The sequence below is a fragment of the Nocardiopsis ganjiahuensis DSM 45031 genome (assembly GCF_000341085.1).
In the GTDB taxonomy this organism is placed as follows: Bacteria; Actinomycetota; Actinomycetes; order Streptosporangiales; family Streptosporangiaceae; genus Nocardiopsis; species Nocardiopsis ganjiahuensis.
In genome coordinates, this window is sequence record NZ_ANBA01000018.1 from 83301 (window position 1) to 97609 (window position 14309).

Sequence of the window (14309 nt, forward strand, 5' to 3'; positions counted from 1 at the left end):
GGGGACGGTGACCGCAGCCCCGTCAGCGGCGGAGCGGGCGGAGGCACACCGCACATCCCGCCCTACCTACCCGGGGATTCCTGTACGAACCACCGCGGACGGCCGCGGTCCGGGTCTTTCATCCCCAGGACTGGTTGAGGGCCTGGGGGCCGGTGGGTTCGTCGTTGGGGTCGACCTCGTGGGAACCGCCGTTGCCGTCGTGTCCCCCGTTTCCGCCGCTGCCGCCCGCCTCGCTCTCCCGGGCGCCGCTGTCGTCCGGGGCCCGCCCGCTGGGGTCGGCCCGGGCACGGGCCCGGGACTCGCGGCGCAGGCGTTCCAGCTGGCGCAGACTGGTGAGGGTGTCGGGGTGCTCGGGGCCCTGGACCCGGCGGCGGTCCTCCACCAGGGCCTCCAGGGACCGGATCGCCCCGTCGGTGTCGTGGGCCCGGGCCTGCCAGCAGGCCAGGTTGTGCCTGCTGGTCAGAGTGCCCGGGTGGTCGGGCCCCAGCACCTCCTCCTGGACGGCGGCCAGCTCACGGAGTTCGGTCACCGCTCCCTCGGGATCCCCGGCGAGGCCGCGCCAGTGCGCGAGGTTGTGCAGCGTGTTGAGGGTGTTCGGGTGGTCGGGCCCCAGGTACTCGCGCTGGTCGGCGAGGAGCTCCCGGGAGGCGTGGAGCGCGGCCGACAGGTCCCCGGACTCGGCCCGGCACACCGCGAGGTTGCCGCGGGTGCTCAGGGTCTCCACCCGGTCCGGACCCACCACCCGCTCCAGGTCCGCCAGCAGGTTCCGGTAGCGGACGATCGCGCCCGCGGTGTCGCCCGCCCGGGAACGCAGGTAGGCCAGCCCGTGCCGGGTGCGCAGGGTGTCGAGGTGGTCCGGGCCGAGCACCCGGAGCTGGCGTTCGTAGAGTTCGTCGAAGGCCTGCTGTGCCTCTGCCAGGTCGGCCTCCGAACCGGACCAGTAGGCCAGGGGGTCGGCGACGACGGGTGCCCCCGGCGGCCTGGTGTGCCTGAAGAAGTGGCCGGAGTGGTCTGGGTGACTCGGATGGCTGGGGTGAACCGAGTGATCCGAGGCGTCCTCGTGGTCCGGGCCACCGGGGAGGCCCGAGCGGCTCGGGTGAGGGTGGCTCGGTCGGCCGGGGTGCCGTGGGGGATCGGACTCCAGGGTGTGCGCGACCGCCTCGGCCAGCACCTCCCAGTACGTCACCGCCCACTCCACCTGGCGGGACGAGTCCAGGCCGCGGCCCGCCCGGAACAGCACCGGGTGGATACCCTCCTCCCACAACCAGCTCCACACCCGGACCCGGCCCGCGGTCCGCTCGCGCAGCACGGCGGTGTTCGAACGCAGACGCCTTCCCAGAGCCGAATCGCGCGCGGTGTCCGGCCACACGGCCACCAGCGCGTCCGCGATGGCGCGGACCGCCTCCCGGGTGGGCCGGGAGCGGGTGTGCTCGAGTGCGGCCCGCTGGGTGAGCTGGTGCGCGCCGATCACCAGCGGGGTGTCCCGGGTGACCAGGTCCAGGCGTTCCAACGAGGCGAGCGCCAACCGGACCTCGTGCCGGGTCAGGGTGCGCGCGGGGAAGGTGCGCCGCCCCAGGTAGGTGCGGACGGGCCGGGAGACGACGACCTGTTCGGGGGTGGCCGCGGAGCCCAGCAGCGCGATCAGCCCCATGAGGGGGCGGGCCACCCCCTCGGGGCGGTGGGCGTCGGCGCGCTCCACGGCCAGCTCCCAGGTGGCGGCCACCGGGGACCGGGTGCTCCAGCGGGGGAAGGACTCGACGAGTGCGGCCGTCCGCCGGTGGAACCGCGCCAGGTAGGTGGCGGGGGAGAGCCGCAGGTCCGCCATGTACGCGGTCGCCTGCGAGAGGGCGAGGGGCAGGTGGTCGAGAGCGGAGGCGAGGGCACGGAGTTCGTCGTCGGTGTGCTCGATCCCCGCCTCCGTGAACGCGGCGCGCAGGTAACCGTCCGCCTCGGCCGCGGAGAACCCGGGGACGGTGACCAGCCGACGGCCGCGCAGGTCCGGCGTGCGGCCGTGGTGGCGGGTGGTGACGATCATCCGGCCGTGTCCGCGGTCGGAGGGCGGCCACAGGTCCTCCACCTCCGCCGGGTCGGTGAGGTCGTCCCACACGACCAGCCAGCGCCGTCCCTCGGCGTCCACCGGGTCGTGCAGCCAGGACAGGAACTGCCCCGCGGCGAGCTCGGGGTCGTCGGGGACACGGGCGAACAGCTGCCGGGCCGCCTGGGCGTAGGCGAAGACGACCCCGTCACGGGTGGCGGCGTCCGCCCACAGCAGGACGTCGGGGCGCTGGTTCGGGACGCGGTGCTCGCGCAGGGACCGGGCGTGGTGGGCGGCCAACTGGGTCTTGCCCACCCCGCTCTCCCCGGACAGGACCTGGTGCGCCGCGGGTGAGCCGAACCCGCTGAGGGCCTCGTCGAGGACGTCCGAGAGGGCACGCCGACGCAGGTACGCGACGGGTTCGGGGAACATCCCCACCCTGACCGGCCAGCTCACCGGGTTTCGGCTGGTATGGAAGTCGTCACCCTGGGAGGTGTCGTCTGTCGGAGCGGAGTGGTCGGGACGCCGGCCGAGGGGGTTTCCGTCCGCGGCCGTGCCGTTGCCGTGTTCGTGGCCAGAGCTCAAAAGCCACACCCTTCCCGGGGTCTGGGGGAGTCGCGCGCCCACCGGTGCTCGTACGTGTCGTATGCCCCGATCGCGGATCGGGAACCCCAGCAGCAAAGGGGTTTCGGACGATCCAGTTCCCATTACGGAGGGGAGTCAACCCCATCGTTTGAGCTATCCCAGGTCAGTGCTCCGAGGTTGTCGGGACGCACGTGCAGACGTGAGGAACGGACCTTCGGAGGGCGGGGCGGGCGGCCGGGACGATCATCCTCGCGCGGGACGGACCGGCTCCTCCTCGGGGGATCCGGCCTCGGGGTCCGGAGCACCGGACGGCCCGGGCCGGACCACCGCCACGACCCCCACCGCGCCCGCTGCGAGCAGCGTGCCGACGACCGCGCCCACGCTGTTGACCATCAGGTCCCCCGTGTCGGCCAGCCGCCCCCAGGGCAGAGCCCACTGGGCCGCCTCCACGGCCAGGGACAGGGCCGGGCCGAACAGCACGCGGGCGGGCCACGAACCGAAGGCGAAGAAGGCCACCACGCCGATCGGCACGAACAGCAGGGTGTTCAGGGTGCGCTCCTGGAGGGCGACGCCGCCGGTCGTACCCCACGGGCCCTCTGCTTCGAGCTGGGCGTCGTACTCGGCGATCCACGCCAGGTTCTCCGTGACGGTCCGCTCGGCCAGGGCGACGTCCCCCGGCGTCGGGGTCCCGCCCTCGGAGTCGGTGACCACGAGGGTGTCGCCCGGGCCGTCCTGGACGAAGAGGTCGTCCTCGTCCTCCGGGAAACGCTCCTCCAGAGGGACGCCCGCGGGGGCGTACCGGACCGCGCGGCCGTCATCCAGGCGCTGACCGAACTCCGTGTACGAATCCGCGTGCTCACCGACCCCGGGGATGTCCTGGAAGGACAGCATCGGGTCCCAGACCACCCTGCGTTCGCTGTTCCCGTAGGACTCCGCGGCGCCGATCGGAGCGACCAGGACCGCCAGGTACACGACGGCGGCCGCCGCCAGCAGCTTCCGCATCGGCCCTCGGAACCGTGCCGGGTCCGGACGCCGCCACCAGGCGAAGGCCAGCGCTGCCGCCAGGCACAGGCCCAGGGCGAGGGCGATGGTGGTCGGGTTGACGTGGAAGAGCACGGTCCACACGGGGCGACTCCAATGGACGGGCCGAGCGGCACAGGGACAGCGAAGACAGTAGCCGAGGGCAACGGATCGGACACGGTCGTACTGCTCAGGGGTGTGTCCGCACCCGGCCACGCCCACGGGCCCGTGCCCCCTGGAACCCCCGGCCGAGCTCGGATAGGAAGGTTCGACGAAGGGAACCGGCGGTCGGCGCCGGACCGGGGGAGGGCGGTATGGGCGCGGACACGGGGGAGGGGATCCGGGGGCACCGGGAGCACTTCCTCAGAACGTACGAGCAGGAGCGCTTGCGCAACGGCGCGCGCCGGGTCCGGATCCTCTACCAGCAGCTCGCCGCCACCGCGGAGGACGGCTCACCCGAACAGGACGACTACGAACGCGGCGTCCGCTTCTACCTCGACATAGAACGCACCGTGCACCTCCTGGAGCGCCGGAGCCGCGACACCCTCCTGTCCGAGTACCCGAAACTCGCCGACGAGCTGTCCCGCCTGGTCAGGACCCGGGGACACCGCGGCCTCAGCCCGCGTGAGCACCGCCTGGTGCTCGAACGCCGCCTGTCCGTGCTCACCCCGTTCGAGCAGCCGGAGCGCGCACCCGGCGTGCGCCCCCAGGCGGTCTTCCTGGCGGGCCAGCCGGGGGCGGGCAAGGTCTCGCTCCAGGAGAGCGTCCGCGACGTCCTCGGCGGGACCACCGCGGTCGTCTACCACCGGCATGACAACGCCGAAGCGCACCCCGCGTACGCGGAGATCTTCGAGGACGACCCCTTCGGCGCCCTGCCCGAGGCCGCCCGACACCTCGATCCGGACCTCGAACGGCACTGTCTGGAACACCTGTGGTCCGGCCCCTACGACACTGTCGTCGTCGATCCGCTGGGCGACACCGCCGACGCGGAGGCGCTCCTCGGCGGGTTCGCCGCGGCCGGGTACCGGGTGGTCGTGGCGTTCGTGGCCGCGCACAGCAGCCACAGCCTGCTGGGCATCGCCGACCGGTTCCAGAGCGGATTGGACCACGAAGGGCTCGGCCGCTGGGTCGGCGCGCAGGAGCACCAGCGGATCTACGACGCGCTCCCGGAGGTCGCCCGCCACGTGGAGGCCGGGGGCCACGCGGAGGCGTTGTACGTGGTCGACCGGCGGGGAGGTGTCGTCCACGAGAACCACCGCCCCGTCGGCGGCGGGTTCGAAGCGCCGCTCGTCACGGGGGACCGGCTCCGCGAACACCGCGCCAGGAGGCCGAGCCCGGAGGAGGCCCGACACTTCGACGCCCGGGTCGCCCACCTCAGGTCCCGTGCCGAGCAGGGGAGCGGGGCCGAGCGCGGGGACCGCTCCGGCCGGGACGGCTGAGCGGACCCGGCCGGAAGCGGCGACCGCTGTGTCCCCCCGGGCCATCCGCGAGTCCTGCGCTCCCTGCCACCCGCAGGTCCTGGGCCCCCGTGCCACGCGCCGCGGGCTTCAGCTCCTGACGATGGCCTGGCTCAGGGCCTCCCGCTCGCCCGGCTTCTCGGCGCGCAGGGTCTGGGCCACGGCGAACACCAGTTCGGGGGAGAGCGCCCCGACGGGGTGCGCGCTCGCGACGGACCCGTCCTCGAGGCGGGTGCGGACCTCGCTCAGGCGGGCGCCGTCCCTGGAGCCGACGCCCCGGTGGACGACCAGCAGCGAGTCCGACTCCGAGCACTCCACGCCGGGGAACTCGCAGCCGCTGTGAACCCCCTCCTCCATCCGCTCCGGAGTCCAGCTCAGCACGTGGAGGGCTCCGGCCCGGACGTCCTCCGGGCTGTCCGCGCCGGCCCCCGGGCCCGCGGCGCCCGCCTCGGCGACCCGGCCCGCTCCGAGGGCGGACGCGTCGGTCCGCTCCTCGCCCTCCGGGGCGCCGCCGGCGGTGTAGGTCACCCGAAGGCCGCCGTGCACCTCGTGGACCCGCACCGGAGTCCACGAGGGGTGGTCCAGGACCGCGATCGTGTGATCGAACTCGTCGATCTGGGCGAGCGACCGCTGTTCGGTGGACTTGTCACGCATGAGTTCGGAGGCGAACGGCAGGATCAGCAGGGCGGCGGCCACCACCGCCACGCCCGGCAGGATCCCGGGCTGGCGCCTTCCCGACTCCCGGCTGAGCAGGACGCACAGGCCCAGAGCGGACGTCGACACGAGGGCGCTCACCACCGCGCTGTTCACGAGGATGCCGCCGGGAACGGGGGTGAAGGCCGGGGCCAGGAACCCCAGGACCAGGGGTGTGGCCGTCGCGGTTCCGGTCACCAGGCAGGCGCACGAGGTCGGACGGGTGACTCCGGAGCGCCGCAGCCAGGCGGTCGCGAGGAAGATCATCAGGGCCAGGGCGCCTACGGCCACCGGCGCGATCAGCAGGGCCCCCTGGCCGAGGCCGCCCAGGGCGAGACCGCGGGTCGTCTTCCACAGGGCGGCGAGGAGGAGTGACATCAGCGGGGCGCCCACCAGGCACAGGGCGAGGAGCGCGCCGACCGCGGCGACCCGGGGCCGGCCCGTGGGCGTTCGCGAAAGCACGCCGTCCATCAGACCCGAACCATCCTCCTGCGCGGGGACGACACGTTACGCCTGTTGTTGTTTGGGCGCCAGATGTGCAAACAGGGATTTTCCCTTGACCAAAACCTGCCGGGAACCGCACGTGAGGCCGGAATTGCCGCCGGGACGCCCCGGCGGCCGCTCCGGCGCTTCACGACCCCGTGACCTTCCGCAGCCGTCCCGCGGGGCCGGCCCCGCCCCTGTCCGAGGGGCGAGTCCCCGCCTGGCGGCCGAGCTCTGCCTGGCGGCCGGCGCCCGCCTAGCGGCCGAGCTTGCGGACGTACGGGCGGCGGGCCAGACCGAACTGCTGCCACTTCGGATCCATCTGGGTGCGCAGCTGCACCTTGCCCTCGGGCCAGTCCATGAGCTCGTTCTCGAACTCGGGCAGCACACCGGAGTCCGGGTCGAGGTAGTAGATGTACATCCGCTGCCCGGCCACGGTCTGCTGCATGAAGAGCGCGCCGTTCTCACCGAGGATGCCCGCCAGCCGGGCCTCGAGGTCGGCCAGCGCCACCACCGAGGTCTCCTGGGGGAGCCGGTCGTCGTCCATGTCCGAGTACGGCACGAGGACCTGGACGAACAGGGACAGGGCGGGGAAGTCGCGGCGGGTCACCGGGTGGCGGAGCAGGACCTCGATCGGACCCTGCAGGGGAAGCCTGCCGTGCAGCGTCACCCAGCCGTCGGTCCCGCCGAGGAGGTCGCCCATCTGCTTGGCCACGGCCGGCATGGAGGTCGGCGGGAGCGGGTCCAGCGGCCGCTCGTCCAGGGACGCCACCTTCCCGATCCAGCGCACGAACTGGTCCTCGCCGAGCGCCAGCAGCGTGACGTGCTCGGCCACGGCCTGGCGGGTCTCGCCGGACAGGAACATGTTGTCCGGGTGGTAGACACCGACCTCGATCTTGCCGGTGCCCTGGTTGACCCGCATCGACACGGACACGTGGGACAGGTCCAGCTCGTGGTCGTCCCAGCGCACCGTGGTGCTCAGCTGGTCGTGGTCGGCCGGGCGGACCGGGAGGAAGCGCCACCCGGTGTCCTCCGGGGCCGACCGCGACCAGCGTTCGGACTGGACGCGCGCCTCCTCGGAGGTGCCGGGGCGCAGCGTCAGCGCGTAGGAGGGCGCGTCGGTGATCTTGGAGGGGTCGTCCAGAGCGGCGAGCTGCTCCAGGAGTTTGGCCGGGTCGACGTCGGGCGACAGGTCGAGGTCGTCCAGCCCGCCCTGGGGCTGGGACGCGCGTCCCACCTCCCAGTCCAGATCCGGGTGGATCGCCTGGACCAGTGCCGAGACCTGCTCGGACACCTCGGCGGAGGCGGGGGTGTCGGACTCGACGGACTCGGCCAGAGCCGAGCGCACGGCGGGCCACGCGTCCCAGAAAGCGGTGACGGCGGCCGTGGATTCGGTGGAGCCGGAGGAGTCGGCGGAGCGGCGACGACGGAACAGAGCCATGTCCTGATTTTCGCAGAACCGGAGGACCACCCTCGCCCCACCCGTCCGGGTGTGTCACACCGGCCTCGGCGCGTCCCAAAGCACACCCTCCGCCGCGCCGGCACGTGGCACCGCCCTCCGCGGGGCGCATAGGCTGGACGACGTTATGACTTTGCGTGTACTGGCCGCCATGTCCGGCGGGGTCGATTCCGCGGTAGCCGCGGCCCGTGTGGCCGAGGCGGGGTACGACGTCACCGGCGTTCACCTGGCCCTCTCCAAGAATCCACAGTCCTACCGAACCGGTGCCCGCGGTTGCTGCACCGTGGAGGACTCCCACGACGCCCGCCGCGCCGCGGACGTCATCGGCATCCCCTTCTACGTGTGGGACATGTCCGAGGAGTTCGACCGCGAGGTGGTGCAGGACTTCGTCGCCGAGTACGAGGCGGGCAACACCCCGAACCCGTGCCTGCGCTGCAACGAGAAGATCAAGTTCGAGGCGGTGCTCGACCGCGCCATCGCCCTCGGCTTCGACGCCGTGGCCACGGGGCACCACGTCCGCAAGATCGACGGCCGCCTCGTGCGCAGCGTCGACGAGGGCAAGGACCAGTCGTACGTGCTGGGCGTGCTCAACGCCGAACAGCTCGACCACGCGATGTTCCCGCTGGGTGACTGCACCAAGGACGAGGTGCGCGCGGAGGCGGAGCGCCGCGGTCTCTCGGTGGCGGACAAGCCGGACAGCCACGACATCTGCTTCATCGCCGACGGTGACACCGCCGGCTTCCTGAACCGTCGGCTCGGCGAGAAGCCGGGGCCGATCCAGGACGAGGACGGCAACGTCGTGGGCACCCACAAGGGCTCCCACGGGTTCACGATCGGCCAGCGCAAGGGCCTGGGCCTGGGCGGAGCCCCGAACCCGCGCTACGTGCTCTCCATCGAGCCCGTGAACAACACGGTGACGGTCGGCCCGCGCGAGGCGCTGCGGGTGGACGAGATCGTCGGGACCAAGCCGGTCTGGAGCGGCAGCGAGCCGCTGACCGAGCCCACCGAGTGCCACGTCCAGCTGAGGGCGCACGGCGAGGTGTACCCGGCCACGGTCGTGCAGCGCGACACCGGGGACGGCCCGGAGCTGGCGGTCCGGCTGAAGGAGCCGGCCAGAGGTGTGGCCGCCGGTCAGGCCGTGGTGGTCTACGACGGCGACACGGTGCTGGGTTCGGCGACCATCCGCTCCACCGCGCGTTCGGAAACCGCTCCGGTGTGACCACCGGTCGGTGACACCGGGTTCCGTGACCACGGGATCCGGTGCGGCGCCGGGCTCCGACGTGACGGCGAAACAGTCACAGTAGGACACACAACACGCACTTTCTCGCCCATGACCCTTGCCGTAGTTAGGTAAGGCAATGCAAAGTTGTGGGGTCAAGGTGTAAGGGGTCCGGTCCATGCCGCAGTTCGCTTTTCTCGAGGGGCAGCCCTTCTGGGTCGTCTACTGCACCCTGCTCGTGGTGATCCTGCTCCGCGCCCCCGCCACCTACTGGATCGGCCGGGGCCTGGGCGCCGGTGTCACCCGCAGCCGCATGGGTGAGCGGCTCGGCCCCAAGCTGGACGCCGCCAAACAGCGCATCGACCGCTACGGGGCGCCCGTGGTCACCCTCAGCTTCTTCACCGTGGGCATGCAGACGGCGATCAACTTCTCCGCCGGCGCCGTACGGATGCGCTTCCCCCGGTACTTCGCCGCCGTGTTCGTCGGAGGCCTGGCCTGGGCGGGCCTGTGGGGCGTGGTGATCTCCGGCCTGGTCGGCACCTGGCTGGAACTCTTCCTCAAGTCGCCGTGGACCGCGGTGGGTGTGGTCGCGGCCGCCGTACTGGCCGTCACCGCGCTGGTGGTGCGCTCGCGCCTGGCCGGCCGCTCCCGCGAGGCCGAGGACGCGGACTCAGGCACCGGACCGCCGGCCGCCGACCCGGAGCGGGCCCAGGACACGGAGTCGGCCCGGACCCGGTAGGGCTCGACTCGGTAGGACCGGGCACCGGAGAGCCGGAACCGGCTCCGCGGAACCCGCTCGCCCCGTGCGCGACCCCCGGCCGCCGACGCTCTAGCGTGGGGGCATGCGCATCTCTGTTGACGCCGTCCTGTTCGACATCGACGGCACACTCGTGGACTCCACCGGCGCCGTGGAACGCACCTGGCGCCAGTGGGGCGAGGCCCACGGCATCGACCCCGACGAGATCCTCGCCGTCTCCCACGGCAGGCGCTCCGAGGACACCATCGCGATGTTCCTGCCCGACGACCAGGTCGCCGAGGCCGCCGCGGAGCTCGAGGAGCTCGAACTGGCCGACCTCGCCGGCGTGGCCGCCCTCCCCGCCACCGCCGAACTCCTCTCCGCGCTGCCCGCCGGACGCTGGGCCGCCGTCACCTCGGGTGCGCGCATGCTCATGCGCACCCGTCTGGAGGCCGCCGGGCTGCCCGTGCCCGAGGTGCTCGTCACCGCCGAGGACGTCACCGTCGGCAAACCCGACCCCCAGGGCTACCTGAAGGCCGCCGCCGAGCTCGGGTACGACCCCGCCCGCTGCCTGATCGTCGAGGACGCCCCCGCGGGGGTGGCGGCGGGCCTGGCCGCGGGGGCCGCCGTCCTGGCCGTGGCCACCTCCCACCAGCGCGTCGACCTCGAAGGGCTCGGCGCCACCGAGGTCATCGACAACCTCAGCTTCTGCACCCTGGAGACCGGCCCGGACGGCCTGGTCCTGTGCACGCCCTGACCCCCGGGGCCCTGGGCCCGGGGTGCGTGTCGGGCGGCAGCACCGCCCCGCCCCGGTTGCTCTAACCTTGGGCAACGTGAGTCAACAGCAGCCCTACCCCTGGTCCGCCGCGTCCGCCACCGGTGTCGGTTCCTGGCCGGGTGAGGAACCCGACGAGGCCATGAGGACCGTCGTCGGCGAGCTCCCCGACCTGCCGCACCTGACCGAACTCCCCGCGCGGGGGGTCGGCGCCGACATGATCGGGCGCACCGCGGGCCTCCTCGTGGACCTCCCGGTCGAGGTCCAGCCCACCGGCTGGCGGGTCGCGGACACCCCCGGCCGCGACCTCGCACGCGCCGGAAGCTTCCTCTCCTACGACCTCGACACCCTCACCGAGCACCTCCACGCCTACGAGGGCCCGCTCAAGATCCAGCTCGCCGGCCCCTGGACCCTGTCCGCCGCGATCGAACTCCGCAACGGACAGCGCCTCGTCTCGGACCCCGGGGCCCGCCGCGACCTCGCCGAGTCCCACCTGGAGGGCGCGCTCGCGCACATCGACGAGGTACGCCGACGGGTCCCCGGCGCTCAGCTCATCGTCCAGATCGACGAACCCTCCCTGCCGTCCGTACTGCTCGGCTCCCTCCCGACCGCCAGCAAACTCGGCGTCCTGCCCGCCGTGGACCGGGTCGAGGTGGAGGCGGTCCTGCGCACGCTCTTCGACGCGGTCACCGGGACCGGCTCCGTGCCCGCCGCCCACTGCTGCGCCCCCGGAGTGCCCGTCGACCTCATCTGCCGCAGCGGGGCGCGCGCCCTCAGCCTGGACGCGCGCCTGCTGGCACAGGCCCAGGACGACATGATCGGCACCGCCGTGGAAGCGGGTGTCGGCCTCCTCCTCGGGGTCGTCCCCCCGACCGACCCGCCCCTCCTCCCGACCGACCCGCTTCTCGCCGCGCCCGGCAGCCGTTCGATAGGTGCGTCGGCGGTGGCGCGCTCCCGGAGCCGCCTCAGGACCCCCTCACGCAACGATCCCGGCCCCGCCGGGCGGCCCGCCTCGGCCCTCGGAATGTCGGACCCGGCGACTATGGTCGATCCCGTAAGAGAGTTGTGGAACCGGCTCGGATTCAGCCCTGACCTGCTGTCCCGCGCGGTCGTCACCACGCCCGCCTGCGGGCTGGCGGGGGCCTCCCCCCGGCACGCCAGAGCCGCCCTCCAGGCCGCCAGGGACGGCGCCCGGGTCCTGCGGGACGAGCCCCGGAAGTAGGGGCCTCCGAAGGCACTCCGCACGGACCCGCGCCGACTCAGGGAGCCCCGCCCCGGGGCTCCCTCCGAACCCCCGAACGCCGTATTGCCCGACACCCGGACCCCGCGGTTCCGTCGGAGCCCCCCGATCAGGCCCCCCGTGAGATCAAGAGAAAGGCAGGCTGTGAGCGCGCCCGACAACACCAACGTCCCCGACGAGGTACGCGCCCGCCACGCCGAGCTGTGCCGTGAGCTGGACGACCACAGCTACCGGTACTACCTGGGCAACCCGATCGTCTCCGACGCCGAGTACGACCAGCTCATGCTGGAGCTGCGCGACATCGAGGACCGGTACCCGATCCTCGTCACCCAGGACTCGCCCACGCAGAAGGTCGGCGCGCCCATCAGCGTCGACTTCGCGGAGGTCGAGCACCTCGTCCGCATGGAGAGCCTGGGCAACGCCTTCAACGCCGACGAACTCAGCGCCTGGGCCGACCGGGCCTCCGCCGAGGTGCCGGTCAACGCCTACCTGTGCGAGCTCAAGATCGACGGCCTCGCGGTGGACCTGGTCTACGAGCGAGGGCGCCTGATCCGCGCCGCGACCAGGGGCGACGGCCGGATCGGTGAGGACATCACCCTCAACGTCCGCACCATCGGCGTGGTCCCCGAACAGCTCGACGAGAGCGTGCGCCCCGCACCCGAGCTCCTGGAGGTGCGCGGCGAGGTCTTCCTCCCGGTGGAGGACTTCGAGAAGCTCAACCGGCGCATCACCGCCGACGGCAGCCACGCGCCGTTCGCCAACCCGCGCAACGCCGCCGCCGGTTCGCTGCGGCAGAAGGACCCGAGGGTCACCGCCACCCGGCCGCTGTCGATGATCGTGCACGGCGTCGGCGCGTACGTCCCCGCCGGGTACAGCGAGGCGGAGGGGGGATGGGCCGTCGACTCCCCGGAGAGCGCACCGGAGGAGGTCAAGCTCACCAGTCAGTCGAAGACCTACACCCTGCTCGGTGAGTGGGGGCTGCCGCTCAGCGACCGCTACAAGGTCGTGGCCTCCATGAAGGAGGTCCACGAGTACGTCGAGTACTACCAGGCGCACCGGCACGACCCCGCCTACGAGATCGACGGCATCGTCGTCAAGGTCGACGACTTCGCGCTCCAGCGGCGGCTGGGCTCCACCAGCCGCGCGCCCCGGTGGGCGATCGCGGACAAGTACCCGCCGGAGGAGGTCACCACCAAGCTGGTCGACATCAAGGTGGGTGTGGGCCGCACCGGCCGCGTCACCCCCTACGGCGTGATGGAGCCGGTCGTGGTGGCCGGGTCCGAGGTCGAGTTCGCGACCCTGCACAACGCCCAGGAGGTCGCCCGCAAGGGTGTGCGGATCGGTGACACCGTCGTCCTGCGCAAGGCGGGCGACGTCATCCCCGAGATCGTCGGACCGGTGCTGGACCGCCGCGACGGCACCGAGCACGAGTTCGTCATGCCCGAGCGCTGCCCCGAGTGCGACACCGAACTCGGCCAGCAGAAGGAGGGCGACGTCGACCTGCGCTGCCCCAACGCCCGCTCCTGCCCGGGCCAGCTGCGCGAACGGGTCGCCTTCATCGCCGGCCGCAAGGCCCTGGACATCGAGGCGCTCGGCTACGTGGCCGCCACCGCTCTCACCCAGCCGCTGGAACCAGCCGAGGCGCCGCTCAGCAACGAGGGCGACCTGTTCGACCTCACCCTCGAGCAGCTGCTGCCGATCCGCACGCACGTCCTCGACCCGGACACCACCGAGCCCAAGACCGACCCCAAGACCGGTGAGCCCAAGGTCGTCTCCTTCTTCGCCAACATGAAGGGCGAGCCGAAGAAGACCGTGGAGAAGCTGTTCGAGCAGCTGGAGGAGGCCAAGAAGAAGCCTCTGTGGCGCGTGCTGGTCTCCCTGTCCATCCGCCACGTCGGCCCGCGCGCCGCCGAGGACCTGGCCCGCCACTTCCGTTCCATGGACGCGATCCGCAACGCCAGCGAGGAGGAGCTGGCGTCCGTGGACGGCGTCGGCCCGACGATCGCCCGATCCATCCGCGAGTGGTTCGCCGTGGACTGGCACGCCGAGATCGTCCGAAAGTGGGCGGACGCGGGTGTCCGAATGGAGGACGAGGGACAGGAACCGGGTTCGCGGGTGCTGGAGGGTGTCACGGTCGTGGTGACCGGCTCCCTGGAGGGCTTCACCCGGGACGGGGCCAAGGAGGCCATCGCCGAACGCGGCGGCCGCGCCACCGCCTCGGTCTCCAAGAAGACGGGCTTCGTGGTGGTCGGCGACGCACCCGGCTCCAAGTACGACAAGGCCGTGAAGCTCGGCGTTCCCGTCCTTGACGAGGCCGGATTCCGGGTTCTGCTCGAGGCGGGCCCGGAAGCCGCCGAGAACCTTCGGATCAACCCCACGGAGGAGGCTCCGGAGGAGTAGGCTCCGCCGCACACCCGTTGACACGAGCGCGTCACTCCGCGTTGGTCCGCGGGGCACGACCGGTTCACCCCGTGTCGTTGCCCGTCCGGTGCCGCGGGACACGCCGTGGGCGTTCCCCGCTGGGGACACGGGCAGGGATCCGCTGGGTCCCTGCCCTTCCGACTGTCGATTCATTAACGGATAGTTCCTGTCATGCGACAGTTGGTG

General features: G+C 72.6%; 10 protein-coding genes. 6 read left to right on the forward strand and 4 right to left on the reverse strand.

The features are described 5' to 3' along the window. Positions 1–118 precede the first annotated feature (118 nt). The gene (locus D458_RS34225) at positions 119–2620 is read right to left on the reverse strand and encodes a tetratricopeptide repeat protein (protein WP_063825769.1); all 2502 of its coding nucleotides are present in this window, start codon (positions 2618–2620) and stop codon (positions 119–121) included. A gap of 243 nt (positions 2621–2863) precedes the next feature. Beyond that, a complete protein-coding gene (locus D458_RS34980; RefSeq protein WP_017589476.1) occupies positions 2864–3745 on the reverse strand; it encodes a VanZ family protein in 882 nt (293 codons plus the stop codon). A gap of 209 nt (positions 3746–3954) precedes the next feature. Between D458_RS34980 and D458_RS34985 the strand changes: the two genes are divergently transcribed. Next, positions 3955–5079, forward strand: coding sequence for a zeta toxin family protein (locus D458_RS34985; RefSeq protein ID WP_017589477.1), 1125 nt, complete (start codon positions 3955–3957; stop codon positions 5077–5079). A 108-nt stretch (positions 5080–5187) separates the two neighbouring features. Here D458_RS34985 and D458_RS34990 read toward each other — a convergent pair whose 3' ends face one another. Further along, positions 5188–6261 (reverse strand): hypothetical protein, encoded by a 1074-nt coding sequence (locus tag D458_RS34990; RefSeq protein WP_017589478.1) that lies wholly within the window; start codon positions 6259–6261, stop codon positions 5188–5190. Positions 6262–6529: 268 nt separating this feature from the next. Further along, positions 6530–7714: a DUF695 domain-containing protein gene (locus tag D458_RS0125115; RefSeq protein ID WP_017589479.1), complete on the reverse strand. Its 1185-nt coding sequence runs from the start codon at positions 7712–7714 to the stop codon at positions 6530–6532. Positions 7715–7859: 145 nt separating this feature from the next. Between D458_RS0125115 and mnmA the strand changes: the two genes are divergently transcribed. The 5 genes from mnmA (at position 7860) to ligA (ending at position 14102) form a co-directional block, all read left to right on the forward strand. Next, positions 7860–8951, forward strand: a complete 1092-nt coding sequence (gene mnmA, locus D458_RS0125120; protein ID WP_193374654.1) for a tRNA 2-thiouridine(34) synthase MnmA — start codon at positions 7860–7862, stop codon at positions 8949–8951. A 178-nt stretch (positions 8952–9129) separates the two neighbouring features. Beyond that, positions 9130–9690, forward strand: coding sequence for a DedA family protein (locus D458_RS0125125; protein ID WP_017589481.1), 561 nt, complete (start codon positions 9130–9132; stop codon positions 9688–9690). 103 nt (positions 9691–9793) lie between these two features. After that, positions 9794–10444 carry an HAD-IA family hydrolase gene (locus D458_RS0125130; protein ID WP_017589482.1) on the forward strand — a complete coding sequence of 217 codons (651 nt, stop codon included), beginning with the start codon at positions 9794–9796 and terminating at the stop codon, positions 10442–10444. A gap of 67 nt (positions 10445–10511) precedes the next feature. Further along, complete coding sequence (locus tag D458_RS34245; RefSeq protein WP_017589483.1) at positions 10512–11684, forward strand: methionine synthase; 1173 nt, start codon at positions 10512–10514, stop codon at positions 11682–11684. A gap of 162 nt (positions 11685–11846) precedes the next feature. Next, complete coding sequence (ligA, locus tag D458_RS0125140) at positions 11847–14102, forward strand: NAD-dependent DNA ligase LigA (RefSeq protein ID WP_017589484.1); 2256 nt, start codon at positions 11847–11849, stop codon at positions 14100–14102. The last annotated feature ends 207 nt before the right edge of the window (positions 14103–14309 follow it).

Bases quoted from the DNA above. Each gene is read 5' to 3' on its own strand.
- mnmA (WP_193374654.1), top strand. From the start codon at position 7,860: ATGACTTTGCGTGTACTGGCCGCCATGTCCGGCGGGGTCGATTCCGCG.
- D458_RS0125115 (WP_017589479.1), bottom strand. From the start codon at position 7,714: ATGGCTCTGTTCCGTCGTCGCCGCTCCGCCGACTCCTCCGGCTCCACC.
- D458_RS0125130 (WP_017589482.1), top strand. From the start codon at position 9,794: ATGCGCATCTCTGTTGACGCCGTCCTGTTCGACATCGACGGCACACTC.
- D458_RS34990 (WP_017589478.1), bottom strand. From the start codon at position 6,261: ATGGACGGCGTGCTTTCGCGAACGCCCACGGGCCGGCCCCGGGTCGCC.
- D458_RS34985 (WP_017589477.1), top strand. From the start codon at position 3,955: ATGGGCGCGGACACGGGGGAGGGGATCCGGGGGCACCGGGAGCACTTC.
- D458_RS0125125 (WP_017589481.1), top strand. From the start codon at position 9,130: ATGCCGCAGTTCGCTTTTCTCGAGGGGCAGCCCTTCTGGGTCGTCTAC.